General features: G+C 62.8%; 17 protein-coding genes. 6 read left to right on the top strand and 11 right to left on the bottom strand.

The window, feature by feature from the left end; all coding sequences use genetic code 11:
• Positions 1-36: 36 nt before the first annotated feature.
• The 9 genes from coaA to hisB form a co-directional block, all read right to left on the bottom strand.
• Complete coding sequence (coaA, locus tag NKG99_RS21580; RefSeq protein WP_352870643.1) at positions 37-996, bottom strand: type I pantothenate kinase; 960 nt, start codon at positions 994-996, stop codon at positions 37-39.
• A gap of 23 nt (positions 997-1,019) precedes the next feature.
• Entirely contained in the window at positions 1,020-1,343 is a 324-nt protein-coding gene (locus NKG99_RS21575) for a phosphoribosyl-ATP diphosphatase (RefSeq protein ID WP_352870642.1), read from the bottom strand.
• A 72-nt stretch (positions 1,344-1,415) separates the two neighbouring features.
• Positions 1,416-2,207 (bottom strand): imidazole glycerol phosphate synthase subunit HisF, encoded by a 792-nt coding sequence (gene hisF / locus NKG99_RS21570; protein WP_352870641.1) that lies wholly within the window; start codon positions 2,205-2,207, stop codon positions 1,416-1,418.
• On the bottom strand, positions 2,207-3,043 hold the full coding sequence (locus NKG99_RS21565; RefSeq protein WP_352870640.1) for an arginase family protein: 837 nt from the start codon (positions 3,041-3,043) through the stop codon (positions 2,207-2,209). Before NKG99_RS21565 ends, hisF begins: the two co-directional genes overlap by 1 nt.
• A complete protein-coding gene (hisA, locus tag NKG99_RS21560; RefSeq protein ID WP_352870639.1) occupies positions 3,040-3,789 on the bottom strand; it encodes a 1-(5-phosphoribosyl)-5-[(5-phosphoribosylamino)methylideneamino]imidazole-4-carboxamide isomerase in 750 nt (249 codons plus the stop codon). The genes NKG99_RS21565 and hisA overlap by 4 nt, the downstream gene beginning before the upstream one ends.
• A 4-nt stretch (positions 3,790-3,793) precedes the next feature.
• On the bottom strand, positions 3,794-4,084 hold the full coding sequence (locus NKG99_RS21555; protein ID WP_352870638.1) for a DUF1330 domain-containing protein: 291 nt from the start codon (positions 4,082-4,084) through the stop codon (positions 3,794-3,796).
• Between the two features lie 5 nt (positions 4,085-4,089).
• Positions 4,090-4,740: an imidazole glycerol phosphate synthase subunit HisH gene (hisH, locus tag NKG99_RS21550; RefSeq protein ID WP_352870637.1), complete on the bottom strand. Its 651-nt coding sequence runs from the start codon at positions 4,738-4,740 to the stop codon at positions 4,090-4,092.
• A gap of 1 nt (position 4,741) precedes the next feature.
• Positions 4,742-5,218, bottom strand: a complete 477-nt coding sequence (locus tag NKG99_RS21545) for a DUF2628 domain-containing protein (protein ID WP_352870636.1) — start codon at positions 5,216-5,218, stop codon at positions 4,742-4,744.
• A gap of 4 nt (positions 5,219-5,222) precedes the next feature.
• Positions 5,223-5,822, bottom strand: coding sequence for an imidazoleglycerol-phosphate dehydratase HisB (gene hisB / locus NKG99_RS21540; RefSeq protein ID WP_352870635.1), 600 nt, complete (start codon positions 5,820-5,822; stop codon positions 5,223-5,225).
• A gap of 211 nt (positions 5,823-6,033) precedes the next feature.
• Here hisB and hslV point away from each other — a divergent pair, with 211 nt between their 5' ends.
• The 6 genes from hslV to NKG99_RS21510 all read left to right on the top strand — a co-directional run bounded on the left by hslV (position 6,034) and on the right by NKG99_RS21510 (position 11,465).
• Positions 6,034-6,585 (top strand): ATP-dependent protease subunit HslV, encoded by a 552-nt coding sequence (gene hslV, locus NKG99_RS21535; RefSeq protein WP_352870634.1) that lies wholly within the window; start codon positions 6,034-6,036, stop codon positions 6,583-6,585.
• Positions 6,575-7,153, top strand: coding sequence for a GNAT family N-acetyltransferase (locus tag NKG99_RS21530; protein WP_352870633.1), 579 nt, complete (start codon positions 6,575-6,577; stop codon positions 7,151-7,153). Before hslV ends, NKG99_RS21530 begins: the two co-directional genes overlap by 11 nt.
• Positions 7,150-8,340, top strand: coding sequence for a hypothetical protein (locus NKG99_RS21525; protein WP_352870632.1), 1,191 nt, complete (start codon positions 7,150-7,152; stop codon positions 8,338-8,340). Before NKG99_RS21530 ends, NKG99_RS21525 begins: the two co-directional genes overlap by 4 nt.
• A gap of 14 nt (positions 8,341-8,354) precedes the next feature.
• Positions 8,355-8,954 (top strand): DUF2585 domain-containing protein, encoded by a 600-nt coding sequence (locus NKG99_RS21520; RefSeq protein ID WP_352870631.1) that lies wholly within the window; start codon positions 8,355-8,357, stop codon positions 8,952-8,954.
• 4 nt (positions 8,955-8,958) lie between these two features.
• Positions 8,959-10,272, top strand: coding sequence for an ATP-dependent protease ATPase subunit HslU (gene hslU / locus NKG99_RS21515; RefSeq protein WP_352729331.1), 1,314 nt, complete (start codon positions 8,959-8,961; stop codon positions 10,270-10,272).
• A 233-nt stretch (positions 10,273-10,505) separates the two neighbouring features.
• Complete coding sequence (locus NKG99_RS21510) at positions 10,506-11,465, top strand: DUF1402 family protein (protein WP_502910970.1); 960 nt, start codon at positions 10,506-10,508, stop codon at positions 11,463-11,465.
• A gap of 243 nt (positions 11,466-11,708) precedes the next feature.
• Here NKG99_RS21510 and NKG99_RS21505 read toward each other — a convergent pair whose 3' ends face one another.
• Positions 11,709-12,947, bottom strand: a complete 1,239-nt coding sequence (locus NKG99_RS21505) for an NAD(P)/FAD-dependent oxidoreductase (protein ID WP_352870630.1) — start codon at positions 12,945-12,947, stop codon at positions 11,709-11,711.
• Entirely contained in the window at positions 12,944-13,258 is a 315-nt protein-coding gene (locus NKG99_RS21500; RefSeq protein WP_352870629.1) for a Rieske (2Fe-2S) protein, read from the bottom strand. The genes NKG99_RS21505 and NKG99_RS21500 overlap by 4 nt, the downstream gene beginning before the upstream one ends.
• Positions 13,259-13,292: the final 34 nt, after the last annotated feature.

The raw sequence follows: 13,292 nt of genomic DNA, 5'->3' as shown, positions 1-13,292 counted from the left end.
TTTAAGGGCCCAGAAATCAAGGAACGTCCGGGAAATTCAGAGTTTCCTGAGCGCCACTTCCTCGATCAGGTGGTCGGCGCCCTTGCGCAGGATCAAGTCGGCGCGGGCCCGCGTCGGCAGGATGTTCTCGCGCAGATTCTTCAGATTGATGTTGGTCCACAGACCCTCGGCGATGGCGCGCGCCGAACCCTCCGAGAGCTGCGAGTAGCGGTGAAAGAAGGAGTCCGGATTGCGGAAGGCCGTCTCGCGCAGCCGCATGAAGCGGGAGATGTACCAGTTGTGGATCAGCTTCTCGTCGGCGTCGATGTAGATGGCGAAGTCGAAAAAATCCGACAGGAAGGGCACGATCTTGCCGTCCTGCGGCAGCTTGCCGGGCTGCAGGACATTGATGCCTTCGAAGATCAGGATGTCGGGCCGATCGATGGTGACGAACTCGCCGGGAATGACGTCGTAGGTCAGATGCGAATAGACCGGCGCGCGGATATCGGGCAGCGCCGACTTGATGCCCGAGAGAAAGCGCAGCAGCGCGCCGACATCGTAGCTGTCGGGAAACCCCTTGCGTTCCATCAGGTTCTCGCGGCGCAGAACCTCGTTGGGAAGCAGGAAGCCGTCGGTGGTGATAAGGTCGACCTTGGGGCTCGACGGCCAACGCGCCAACAGCTCCTTCAACACGCGCGCGGTGGTCGATTTGCCGACCGCGACGGAACCGGCAATGCCGATAATAAAGGGCGTCTTGACGATGTCCACCGCGTTGAAGAAGGCCTGGCGCTGCCTGAACAGCAGCTGGCTCGCCTCGACATGCGCGGACAAAAGCCGCGACAGCGACAGATAGATGCGCTTGACCTCTTCGAGGTCGATCGGGTCGTTGAGCGAACGCAGGCGGCGGAATTCGTCCGCGCTCAGCGTCAATGGCGTGTCGGCGCGGAATTGCGACCATTGCTCGGCGGAGAAGAAACGAAAGGGGGAATATTTCTCGGTTGGCGCGAGCTGATCCATCGAGATACCTGCCCTCCTCGCGGTCAGCCCTTGGGCCGTGACGCCTTCTCGGCGATGCCCGAACGCCTGGTGCGGCCTTCGAGTTCCCTAAGCACGTCGCTCAGCGGAACCCCGGAGAGGCCGAGAACGACGAGCCAATGATATACAAGATCGGCGCTTTCCGAAACGAGGGCCTGCTTATCGCCCTTGACGGCGGCAATGACAGTCTCGACCGCTTCTTCACCGAGCTTCTGCGCCGCCTTGTCGATGCCGCGCGCAAACAGGTTTGCGGTCCAGGAGTCCGGATCACCGGAATGGGCGCGTTCCCCGACGATTTTTTCCAGGTCGGATAGCGAAAACTCGGTCATGACCGTCATCTATCTGCTTGTTTAAGCATGATCTTTTTTCGAAAGCCGGTTCCCGCTTTTCGGGATCATGCTTTAAGGCCGATTACCGAGGGAGTCCAGCCGCATCGGCAGCCCCGCGGCGGCCATATGCGCCTTGGCCTGCGCTATCGTGTAGGTGCCGAAATGGAAGATGGAGGCCGCCAGCACCGCGCCGGCATGGCCATCGCGAATGCCTTCGACCATGTGATCGAGCGTGCCGACACCGCCGGAAGCGATGACCGGCGCCCGCACCGCGTCGGCGACGGCGCGGGTCAGCGCGATGTCGTAGCCGGCCTTGGTGCCGTCGCGATCCATCGACGTCAGCAGGATCTCGCCGGCGCCGCGATCGACCATCAGCCGGGCGAATTCGACCGCGTCGATGCCGGTCTTCTCACGCCCGCCATGGGTGAAGATCTCCCAGCGGTCGGCCTCGCCGACGCCAGACACCTGCTTGGCGTCGATGGCGACGACGATGCACTGGTTGCCGAACTTGTCGGCCGCCTCGGCGACGAAGTCCGGGCTCTTCACCGCCGCCGTGTTGATCGACACCTTGTCGGCGCCGGCCAGCAGCAGCTTCCTGATGTCGGCGACCTGGCGCACGCCGCCGCCGACGGTCAGCGGCATGAAGCATTGTTCGGCGGTGCGGGCGACGATGTCGAAGATGGTCTCGCGATTGTCCGACGAAGCGGTGATGTCGAGAAAGCAAAGCTCGTCGGCGCCGGCCGCGTCATAGGCCTTGGCCGCCTCGACCGGATCGCCGGCATCGATCAGATCGACGAAGTTGACGCCCTTGACGACACGGCCGTTCTTGACGTCGAGGCAGGGGATGACACGGGCTTTCAGCATCAGCAGCCCTCTATCGTGGCGATGAGATCGTTGAGCATTTGGCCGACCAGCGGCGGGACATCGCCCTGCGCGTCGAAGGCCGGATCATAGGCGGAAACAGTGATGCCGACGACCGGCACCGCAAGCGCCACGGCGCAAGCCGCGTCGCGCAACTGTTCCGGGCTCGGCCCGCCGGAACTGACGTAGCGGTTGGCCTGCAGCTCCTGGGGATCATGCACGTCGAGATCGAGATGCATGTGCACGCGTCTGGCGCCGGCGACCTTCAATCTTTCGGTCGCCTGGGCCACCCCAGGACATTCCGTCCGGATGATCGGCAATGTCTCGAGGACCTGCTTTTCCGCCCGATCGAGATCGCGTGCATTGACGAGCACGCAGCGTGACGGATCGATCGGCTTGAAGCCGGGAATGGCCGCCGCCATCGGCCGCCAGCACAGGCCCAGAACAGTGGCCAGCGCCATTCCGTCGAGAAAGCCATATATGGATGTCTCGGGTGTGTTGAGGTCACCATGCTGGTCGGCCCAGATGATCGCATCGGCGCCCTCACCGGCGACCGCGCCAGCGCTGGTCAGGCAGTTTCCGGCGAGAACGATGGGAAAGCGGCTACCATCCAGGGCAAGGCGAACCTCGGTCGCAACCGCGTTGCAGACGGCAAAGCCGGTGGCGATCTCGCGCTCCTGGTTGTCTCCGACCCTGCCGATGTCTTCCACGGCAACATCGTGGCCAGCCATGGTCAGCGCATCGACGAGACCGCCCGATATCAGCGCATCCGGGCCTTGGCCCATGCCGTCGTGGTAATGGCCGCTGTCATAGGAGGCCAGAATGATGGAGATCTTCACGACCGCGTCTCCGCCGCCGGCCGGCCTTTCAGGATCGCCAGCGCCTCGGACGGATCGATGCGGCCATCATAGAGGGCACGGCCTGAGATCGCGCCTTCGAGCTTTCGCGCGTCGGGCATGGTCATGCGCACGATGTCGGCGATCGAGGCGAGGCCGCCGGACGCGATCACCGGGATCGACACGGCGTCGGCGAGATCGATGGTGGCATCCCAGTTGATGCCGGTCAGCACGCCGTCGCGGTCGATGTCGGTGTAGATGATGGCGGCGACGCCGGCGCCCTCGAATTTTTTCGCCAGTTCGATGACGCCGAGGCTCGACGCCTCGGCCCAGCCCTCGACGGCGACCTTGCCGTCCTTGGCGTCGATGCCGACGGCCACCTTGCCCGGGAACGTCTTGCAGGCCTGCTTGACCAGGTCGGGATCGCGCACCGCCACCGTGCCGAGGATGACGCGGGCCAGCCCGCGATCGAGCCAGTCCTCGATCTGCGCCAGCGAGCGGATGCCGCCGCCGAGCTGCACCGGGTTTTTCGTCGCCTTGAGGATGGCACCGACCGCCGCACTGTTGACGCTCTGGCCCTGGAAGGCGCCATTGAGGTCGACGACATGCAGCCACTCGAAGCCCTGTTGCTCGAAGGCCTTGGCCTGGGCCGCCGGGTCGTCATTGTAGATGGTCGCGGTGGCCATGTCGCCGTGCTTGAGGCGCACGCATTGGCCGTCCTTGAGATCGATGGCGGGGAAAAGGATCATCCGTTCAGGCGCCTTCAACGATGACGAAATGGCCTGATGAGGCGGCAAGCCGGAACTTCGAGGCGTGCTGATATTCCGGCGAATGATAGCATTCGACCGCCTTGTCGTAGGAGTCGAACTCGACCAGCACATGACGGTTGCCGGTCGGTCCTTCGGGATTCTCGTAGCGACCGGCCCGCACTGGGAATTTCGCGCCGTATTTCGCAAAGGCCACCGCATTCGCCTCGATATACTGCTTGTAAACCTCGGGATCGCGGACATCGATCATCGCCATCCAATAGCCCTTCTTGCTCATGTGTTTCAGGGCCTCCAGCGCAGGAAATTGGTGATCAGCGCCAGGCCCAGCGCCTGGCTCTTTTCAGGATGGAACTGCGTGCCGACGAGATTGTCGCGGGCGACGGTCGCCGTCACCGGGCCGCCATAATCGGCGACCGCCAGGACTTCATCCGCCTTGCGCGCATCGAGATGGTAGGAATGCACGAAATAGGCATGCAGCCCGTCCGGCCCGGTCGGAATGCCGGCAAACAGCGGATGCTGGCGCTTGAGGTCGATCGTGTTCCAGCCGATCTGCGGGATCTTCAGCGCCGGATCGGCGGGCGTGATCTCCTTGACGTCGCCCGATATCCAGCCGAAGCCGTTGGTGACAGTCTTTTCCAGGCCGCGCTGCGACATCAGCTGCATGCCGACGCAGATGCCGAGGAAAGGCCGACCCTTGGCAATCGCGACCTCCTCGACCGCTTCCCACATGCCTTCGACGGCATTCAAGCCGGCCGCGCAGTCGGCATAGGCGCCAACGCCGGGCAGGACGATGCGGTCGGCCGTGCGCACCCTGCCTGCATCGGCGGTCAGGTCGATTTCCGCGGATATGCCGGCTTCACGCGCGGCGCGCTCGAAAGCCTTGGTGGCCGAGCGCAGATTGCCCGAGCCGTAATCGATGATCGCAACCCGCATGTCAGCTTCTTCCCGGAATATGCGTCAGCCCCAGCGCGATGCCCGGCTGCGACGGCCGCGCCAGGGCAGCGTCCGGGACCATGCGCCGTGCCGGTGGAGGCTGATCGGAAAGCGCTTCCGTCTCCAGCGCATAGCGCGTATCGGCATCATCGAGCCATCCGGCCTCGACCACGCCCCATTCATGCCAGCCGCGCCGGCGAAGCGCCGATATGCGCAGCACCTGTCCTTCCAGTCCGACATAGAGCGAAACCAGCAGCGACAGCAGCGATGCGGCCGGCCCAAGGCCGAGCTTTTGGCCGAGCATGGAAAGCAAGCCCATGACGACGAAGGCAAGGCCTGCTTCGATCCACAGCCGATGCCAGGCGAACCAGAGTGGCGGCACCAGAAAACCCAGCCAGGCGAAGCCGTCGCGGACAAAGGCCGTCGTATCGGCCTTCTCGTCGCGGCCGGGCGGTTCCATGACGACATAGGCGGCCATGACGCTATCCCTTCAAAGATCCCTTGGTGGAGGGTACCGCGTCCGGCTGGCGCGGGTCGCGTTCAAGTGCCGTGCGCAGCGCACGCGCCACCGCCTTGAAGCAGGTCTCGGCGATGTGGTGGTTGTTGGCGCCATAATGGTTGGTGACATGCAGCGTGATGCCGGCATTCTGCGCCAGCGCCTGGAAGAACTCTCGCACCAGTTCGGTGTCGAACGTGCCGATTTTCGGCGACGAGAAAGAAACGTTCCAGACCAGGAACGGACGGCCGGACACGTCGATCGCCGCACGCGTCAGCGTCTCGTCCATGGCAAGGTCGATCGAGGCATAGCGCATGATGCCGCGCCGTTCGCCGAGCGCCTTGGCCAGCGCCTGGCCGAGCGCGATGCCGGTGTCCTCGACCGTGTGGTGATCGTCGATATGCAGGTCGCCCTTGGCCGTGACCGTCATATCGATCAGCGAGTGGCGCGAAAGCTGGTCCAGCATATGGTCGAAGAAGCCGACGCCCGTCGAAATGTCCGACTTGCCCGAGCCGTCGACATCGACCGATACCGCGATATCGGTTTCCTTGGTCTTGCGGCTGGCTTCGGCGGAGCGGGGCGACATGACCTTGTCCTTGTCCCAGGGTTTCACGCTTTCAAGCCCTCACCGGCTTGAAAACGAGAGCCTTCTAGCAGCATGATCCGGCGATTGCCAGTTGCCATCCGGGTCGGTATCGAGCGGTTTGCAATCATCGGGCCCATGCATACATATGGCCGATCAAGTTACTCGTACCGCGCCAATCGCCTTTTGGGATAGCGCCGCTCGGAGCCAGGAAATGTCGAACGAACTGACCATGCACGCCACGACCATCGTGACGGTGCGCAAAGGCAACAAGGTGGTGATCGCCGGCGACGGCCAGGTCAGCCTTGGCCAGACCATCATGAAGGGCAACGCCAAAAAGGTTCGTCGCATCGGCAAGGGCGGCAATGTGATCGCCGGTTTCGCCGGCGCCACGGCCGACGCCTTCACGCTTCTGGAGCGGCTTGAAGCCAAGCTCGAACAATATCCCGACCAGCTGACGCGCGCCTGCGTCGAACTCGCCAAGGACTGGCGCACCGACCGCTATCTGCGCCGGCTGGAAGCGATGATGCTGGTTGCCGACAAGTCAGTCTCGCTGGCGCTGACCGGCACCGGCGACGTGCTCGAGCCCGAACATGGCGTCATGGCCATCGGTTCGGGCGGCAATTACGCGCTGGCCGCGGCGCGTGCCCTGATGGACAGCGACAAGGACGCCGAGGAGATCGCCCGCAAGGCGATGCAGATCGCATCCGATATCTGCGTCTACACCAACAACAATTTCGTCTTCGAAACGCTCGATGCCGGCTGACCCGGCCGCCGACCATGATCCCGAAAAGTGGCAACCGGTTTTTTCGGGAAAGATCACGGTGCAACAAGAAGATAGGTATGATTTTCGGCCGGTGACGGAGAAGGACTTGCCGATGATCGCCGGCTGGCTCGCCGAGCCGCATGTGGCGGAGTGGTGGGACGATCCCGAAACGGAAATCGCCGAGATTCGCGATCATATCGACTCGATTTCGGTCGAGCCGCTGATCGTCGAATTCGACGGCAAGCCGATCGCCTATCTGCAGAGCTACGACCCGCATCTGGAAGACGACCACCCCTATGCCGACCAGCCTTACGGAACGCTCGGCATCGACCTGTCGATCGGCCGTCCGGAACTGCTCGGGCTCGGCCACGGCTCGGCAATCGTGCGCCAGTTCGTGGAACAACTGTTCGAGGAAGGCGTGCCGCGCGTCATCATCGACCCGGATCCCGCCAACGGGCGGGCTATCCGCGCTTATGAAAAGGCCGGCTTTGTTGCCTTTGACACCAGAATATCGGAATACGGGCCAGCATTGATGATGGCGCGCGACGCGCCACAGGAGCCCGATTGATCCGCGCGGAAACACTCGACAAGGCAATCGCCTCGGGTCTGATTTCGCAGGCGCTGCGGGATCAACTTGAGGCCATGGAACGCTCGGTCGCGGCTGAGGCCCAGCGCGTCGATGATGAGGGTGACGAGGAAAACCTGCGACTGGTCGGCGGCGGCAATGATCTGTTCATCACCGTGGGGACTGTTCTGCTCAACGCCGGTATTTTCTTCGTCCTCATCACCATGCTTCCTGGTCAGACGTTCTGGATTGCCTGCATTCTTGCGGTTTTCGCCTGGGCGCTCGCCGAAATTGTCACGCGCCAGCACCGGATGAAATTGTCTTCTTCCGTGCTTGCCCTGATCTTCATTGTCGCCATCCTGGTCGCGCTGGCGCTGGGGGTTAGGGCCAGCTTTGACATCCGCATGCCGGAGACCATCTGGCAGCTATTGGCGTTGCGCCAAACGGCTTCCCGGGCCGGATATCTGTTTCTCGGCGGGGGAATAGCGGCGGCGGTGATCTATTTCTGGCGCTTTCGCGTTCCCGTCCTTGCCGGGGTCATCGCCATCGCCTTCACCCTACTTGCTTTCCTGCAAACGGCGATAATCCTGTACGACGGCGTGACGACGGGCGCGGTTGCGCCGCCAAGCCTCGAGGATGTTCCCGAATTGCTCCGCGCGGCACTCTACATGCCGCTGATCTGCGGCCTAATCGTATTCTCGACGGCCGTGGCTTTCGACATCCACGACCGAGATCGACGCAAGATCTGGTCCGATTGTGCGTTCTGGCTGCATGTCGTATCGGCGCCCATGCTGGTGCATCCGCTCTTTATCATGGCAACTGGCCAGAACGTCGCATTCGGACATATCGCACCCGACGCCAATGCGACCAGCATGCTGACGATCCTGATCCTTAGCTTCGTTTATGTTGCGCTCGCCATAGACCGCCGTTCGCTGTTAGTTCCCACATTGGCCTATTTCGGCTCGCTGGGCATCTACTATCTGGTCAACTCCGCCTCCCATTCGACTGGCATTCCGCCTTTTGCCTTGATTTTGGTCGTTGTCGGCGCGTTGATCATCCTTTTCGGGGCGGGCTGGCAGCGTATCCGGCGAATTTGTCGTCAAGCCCACTTTGCCGGCGGCCGTAATCCGCTGGCTGCCGCCGCTGAAGGCGTAGCGGGCTGCGATGACCGAAGAGTTCGAAGGGCATGAGGGGGAATGACGGCATGAAAGCATCCGGCGAGGACAAAAACCTATCGGCCTACGAAAACAGTTGGCGGATGGGGGTTCTCATCGTGCTTGGACTGATCACCGTCCAGGCCGTCACGCTCTATTTGATGGGACGGACACCGATCTGCACCTGCGGCTACGTCAAACTCTGGCATGGTGTCGTGCAGAGCTCGGAGAATTCCCAGCATATTTCCGACTGGTACACGCCATCGCATTTCATCCACGGCTTCCTGTTCTATGCCTTGGCGCGGTTTTTGTTTCCACGCTCACCGATCGGACTGAGGCTGGCATTCGCTGTCCTCATCGAAGGCGGCTGGGAGCTGGTCGAGAACAGCCCGTTCATCATCGACCGCTACCGCGCCGGCACCATCTCGCTCGATTATTACGGCGACAGCATCATCAATTCGGTGTCCGACACACTGGCCATGGTGCTGGGATTTGTGATGGCGCGAACGCTACCTATATGGGTGATCGTCAGCCTGGCCGTCATCTTCGAACTGGGTACCGGCTATCTCATCCGGGACAATCTGACACTCAACGTGATCATGCTGCTGCATCCGTTAGAGGCCATCAAGCAGTGGCAAAGTGGAATTTAGTCATATGAGCACATTTTCTCCCCGCGAAATCGTTTCGGAACTCGACCGTTTCATCATCGGCCAGAAAGACGCCAAGCGCGCCGTGGCCATCGCCTTGCGCAACCGCTGGCGCCGCCAGCAGCTGGAAGGCCAGATGCGCGAAGAGGTGATGCCGAAGAACATCCTGATGATCGGGCCGACGGGCGTCGGCAAGACCGAGATTTCGCGCCGCCTGGCGCGGCTGGCCGGTGCGCCCTTCGTCAAGGTCGAGGCGACCAAGTTCACCGAAGTCGGTTATGTCGGCCGCGATGTCGAGCAGATCATCCGCGATCTGGTCGAGATCGCCATCGGCCTGGTGCGCGAGAAGATGCGCGAGGACGTCAAGGCGCGCGCCCATATCAATGCCGAGGAACGCGTGCTGGAATCGCTTGTCGGCAAGACGGCGAGCCCGGCCACCCGCGATAGCTTTCGCAAGAAGCTGCGCGACGGTGAGCTCGACGACAAGGAGATCGAGATCGAAGTCGCCGACACCGGCACTGGCGGCATGCCCGGCTTCGAGATTCCCGGCATGCCGGGCGCCAATATCGGCGTGCTCAACATCAACGACATGCTGTCGAAGGCGATGGGCGGCAAGAAGACCAAGTCGCGCAAGACGACGGTCAAGGAATCCTACGCGCTGCTGGTCAATGATGAGTCCGACAAGCTGCTCGATCAGGACGAAGTGGTGCGCCGGGCGCTCGACGCGACGGAAAATGACGGCATCGTCTTCCTCGACGAGATCGACAAGATCGCGTCACGGGAAGGCGGCATGGGCGCCGGCGTTTCCCGCGAAGGCGTGCAGCGCGACCTGCTGCCGCTGATCGAGGGCACGACGGTGGCGACCAAATACGGACCGTTGAAGACCGACCACATCCTGTTCATCGCCTCGGGCGCGTTCCACGTTTCCAAACCGTCCGACCTTTTGCCGGAATTGCAGGGCCGACTGCCGATCCGCGTCGAGCTGCGGGCGCTGGAGAAGGACGATTTCGTCCGCATCCTGACCGAGACCGAGGCCAGCCTGATCAAGCAATATATCGCGCTGATGAAGACCGAAGGCGTCGACCTGACCTTCACGGACGACGCCATCGATTCGCTGGCCGGCATCGCCGTCGACCTCAACGCCAGCGTGGAGAACATCGGCGCAAGGCGGCTGCAGACGGTGATGGAGCGGGTGCTGGACGAAATCTCCTATGACGCGCCGGACCGCAACGGAACGAGCGTCACGATCGACGCCGCCTATGTGGAAAAGCACGTCGGCGATCTGTCGCGCAACACGGATTTGTCGCGATTCATCCTTTAAACGGCGGCGCCGGGTCATCCCGGCGCCGGTCCAGGCGACACGTCGGGCAAACAAGTTTCGGGTGTGGCCAGATGGTACCATCTGGCCATCTTTCGTAATGCTGGGTGAAGGGGTGCTCTCGACTCGAGAGAGAGCTTTACCTAGTTTGCGCGGCATTCTCGATCTCTTGGTTGACGCAATTCCGGACGTAAAACCGTTTCACACTTTTCCTGGAATTGCTTGGGCGGCGGCGCATGAAAAAACTGATCCTCCTCATTCTCGGCTTGACGCTGGCGGCGACGCTGTTCGCCACTGAGGCGGCGACATTGGTGCCGGCGGGAAACCGCAATGCCGTACAGCCGGACATTCCCGGCGCTTCAAGCCGGCGCACGCAGGCGACCAACACCACCTTCCAGGCGAAGTACCGCAAGGTTTACGCCTTGCTGCAGAACGACGCCGACCTGCGCGGCAAGATCAAGAAGGCAGCGGCCACCTACGGCATCGATCCCCTGCACATCGTCGGCGCCATCGTCGGCGAGCACACCTACAATGTCGACGCCTACGACCGGCTGCAGACCTACTATGTCAAGGCGATCTCCTATCTCTCCAGCAAGCTGTCCTTCGCCTATGACGGCGAGGACATCACGGATTTCGTGCAGCGGCCGGAATTCAAGAAATGCGCCGGGGTGTCGGACAGCTACGATCTGTGGGAATGCCGCGAGCAGGTGTGGAACCATTGGTTTCGCGGCAAGACCGTCGGCGGGACAAGCTTTCCCGACGACCGCTTCGGCGCCACCTTCTTCCAGCCCTATTATGCCGGCCAGACCTTCGGCCTCGGCCAGCTCAATCCGCTGACCGCCCTGCAGATGAGCGACCTGGTGCACAAGGTTTCCGGCCTGCCGAAGCTCGACGTCGGCGATCCCAACTCGGTCTACAAGACCATCATGGATCCCGACCTGACGCTGGCTTACGTCGCCGCGACAATCAGGAAATCGATCGACGCCTACAAGAGCATCGCCGGCTTCGATATTTCGGGCAATCCGGGACTGACCGCCACGCTCTACAATGTCGGCAATCCGGAGCAGCGCGCCCATGCGCTGAAGGCGGAGAACGACAGGCGCCGCGCTGCCGGCGAGCCGGAGAAGCTGCCGGAGGAGAATTACTACGGCTGGTTGGTCAACGACAAGCTACCGGAGCTGAAGGCGCTGTTTTAGGGCGCGTTGCGGATTCAGCAGCGAACTCGCTGACGTTTGCGCCGCCCCTCATTGCCCTGCCGGGCATTTCTCCCCGTATAGTGACGGGGAGAAAGTAGCTGGCCGCGACCTCGGCGCCTTCTTGCAGTGCTGGTGACTGGCGAAACCGGAGATGATAGCCCCCTTCTCCCCGTCACTATACGGGGAGAAGATGCCGGCAGGCAGATGAGGGGCGGCGCCGATCTCGAAAAGCGGCGCGGTGGCTCAAGCCGCCAGCAATGACTTCAGCTTGACGGCCTGCGATCCCAGCGCCTCCGGCGTCGGCTTCGCGCGCTTGCCGATCAGCATTTCGGCCAGCCGGATGTCGCGGGCGACAGCGTTGCCGGGGCCGATGCCGCTGGCGGCCACCAGCCGGCCGTCCTCGGCCAAATGGAAGAGGATGAAGGCACCATCGTCGAGATCGCGGCGCACCGTGCTGCGGCCCTCGTCGGAGAGCCCTGCGATCTGCAGGCTCAGGCCGTACTGATCCGACCAGAACCATGGCACCGCCGCATGCGCCTCGCCGGCACCCAGCATGTTTTTCGCCGCCAGCGCGCCCTGCTCCTGGGCGTTGCGCCAGGCTTCCAGCCGCACGCGCCGGCCGCCATAAACGGCGAGCGGAAACGAGCAGCAATCGCCGGCGGCAAAGATGTCGGGATCGCTGCCGCGCAATTGCGCATCGACTGATATGCCGTTGTCGATTGTCAGCCCTGCTTCGGCGGCAAGCCCGGTCACCGGCACGGCCCCGATGCCGATGACGGCGAGGTCGGCTGATATCTGCTGTCCGCCGGCAAGCGTCACGCGCACCTCGTTGCCATCGTCGGTGATGGACGCGATGCCGGTCCCGCACAGGATCGTCACGCCCTCGGCGACATGCGCCTCATGGATGATCTCGGCGATCTCGGCCGGCACGCCGCGCATCAGGATGCGCGGCTGCGCCTCGATGACGGTAACCGACGCTCCGAGCTTGCGCGCCGCAGCGGCGAGTTCGAGGCCGATGAAGCCGCCGCCGATGATGGCGATCCGATTGCCGACCTTGAGATGCGCGCGAATGGCGAGCGCGTCAGTGAAGGTTCGGAGATAGACACAGCGCGAACCCAATCCGGGCATCGGCAGCTTGCGCGGCGTCGAACCGGTCGCCAGCAGGAGCCTGTCATAGGGCAGGACCGAGCCGTCCGACAGCCGCACCGCATTCGCCGCGCGATCGATCGCCACGGCCTCGACGGAATGGATATGCCGGATCGATTTCTCGGCCAGAATCGCGTCGCTGGCGATCGCCTTGATTTCGGGCGTATCGCTGACCATCGCGTCCTTGGACAGCGGCGGGCGCTCGTAGGGCAGATGCGGCTCGTCGCCGACCAGCATCACCGGCCCGTCATAGCCCAGCTCCCGCAGAGCCAACGCTGCGCGCCCGCCGCATTCGCCGGCGCCGATGATGACCATTCCCCGCGCCATATCAGTCATCCGATCTGGATCAGGACTTTGCCGGCGTCGACCTTGACCGGATAGGTCTTCAGGTTGACGCAGACCGGCGCGCCGCGGGCGTCACCCGTCTTGTAGTTGAAACGGCCATTGTGCTTGGGGCATTCGATGATGTCGTCCATCACCAGCCCGTCGGCCAGGTGCACCTTTTCGTGCGTGCAGAGGCCGTCGGTGGCGAAGAACTCATCGTCGGGGCTGCGATAGATGGCGAAGGTGCGGCCGCCATGATCGAAGCGCATCACATCCTCCTCGTCGATGTCCTCGGCGCCACAGGCCTCAACCCAGTCGCTCATTCAGTCCTCCCCTGAAAATCGGATAGAAGCACGA

The organism is Mesorhizobium sp. M1409 (genome assembly GCF_040317535.1).
Classification (GTDB): Bacteria; Pseudomonadota; Alphaproteobacteria; order Rhizobiales; family Rhizobiaceae; genus Mesorhizobium.
The sequence above is the reverse complement of the archived record's forward strand: the minus strand, read 5'-3'. Positions and strand labels throughout refer to the sequence as shown.

What these genes read in the sequence shown, in the direction of transcription:
- hisH (WP_352870637.1), bottom strand. Translation starts at nt 4,740, where the DNA reads ATGCGGGTTGCGATCATCGATTACGGCTCGGGCAATCTGCGCTCGGCC.
- NKG99_RS21530 (WP_352870633.1), top strand. Translation starts at nt 6,575, where the DNA reads ATGCCGGCTGACCCGGCCGCCGACCATGATCCCGAAAAGTGGCAACCG.
- hisA (WP_352870639.1), bottom strand. Translation starts at nt 3,789, where the DNA reads ATGATCCTTTTCCCCGCCATCGATCTCAAGGACGGCCAATGCGTGCGC.
- hslV (WP_352870634.1), top strand. Translation starts at nt 6,034, where the DNA reads ATGTCGAACGAACTGACCATGCACGCCACGACCATCGTGACGGTGCGC.
- NKG99_RS21510 (WP_502910970.1), top strand. Translation starts at nt 10,506, where the DNA reads ATGAAAAAACTGATCCTCCTCATTCTCGGCTTGACGCTGGCGGCGACG.
- NKG99_RS21520 (WP_352870631.1), top strand. Translation starts at nt 8,355, where the DNA reads ATGAAAGCATCCGGCGAGGACAAAAACCTATCGGCCTACGAAAACAGT.
- coaA (WP_352870643.1), bottom strand. Translation starts at nt 996, where the DNA reads ATGGATCAGCTCGCGCCAACCGAGAAATATTCCCCCTTTCGTTTCTTC.
- NKG99_RS21575 (WP_352870642.1), bottom strand. Translation starts at nt 1,343, where the DNA reads ATGACCGAGTTTTCGCTATCCGACCTGGAAAAAATCGTCGGGGAACGC.
- hisB (WP_352870635.1), bottom strand. Translation starts at nt 5,822, where the DNA reads ATGTCGCCCCGCTCCGCCGAAGCCAGCCGCAAGACCAAGGAAACCGAT.
- hisF (WP_352870641.1), bottom strand. Translation starts at nt 2,207, where the DNA reads ATGCTGAAAGCCCGTGTCATCCCCTGCCTCGACGTCAAGAACGGCCGT.
- NKG99_RS21500 (WP_352870629.1), bottom strand. Translation starts at nt 13,258, where the DNA reads ATGAGCGACTGGGTTGAGGCCTGTGGCGCCGAGGACATCGACGAGGAG.
- hslU (WP_352729331.1), top strand. Translation starts at nt 8,959, where the DNA reads ATGAGCACATTTTCTCCCCGCGAAATCGTTTCGGAACTCGACCGTTTC.
- NKG99_RS21555 (WP_352870638.1), bottom strand. Translation starts at nt 4,084, where the DNA reads ATGAGCAAGAAGGGCTATTGGATGGCGATGATCGATGTCCGCGATCCC.
- NKG99_RS21505 (WP_352870630.1), bottom strand. Translation starts at nt 12,947, where the DNA reads ATGACTGATATGGCGCGGGGAATGGTCATCATCGGCGCCGGCGAATGC.
- NKG99_RS21545 (WP_352870636.1), bottom strand. Translation starts at nt 5,218, where the DNA reads ATGGCCGCCTATGTCGTCATGGAACCGCCCGGCCGCGACGAGAAGGCC.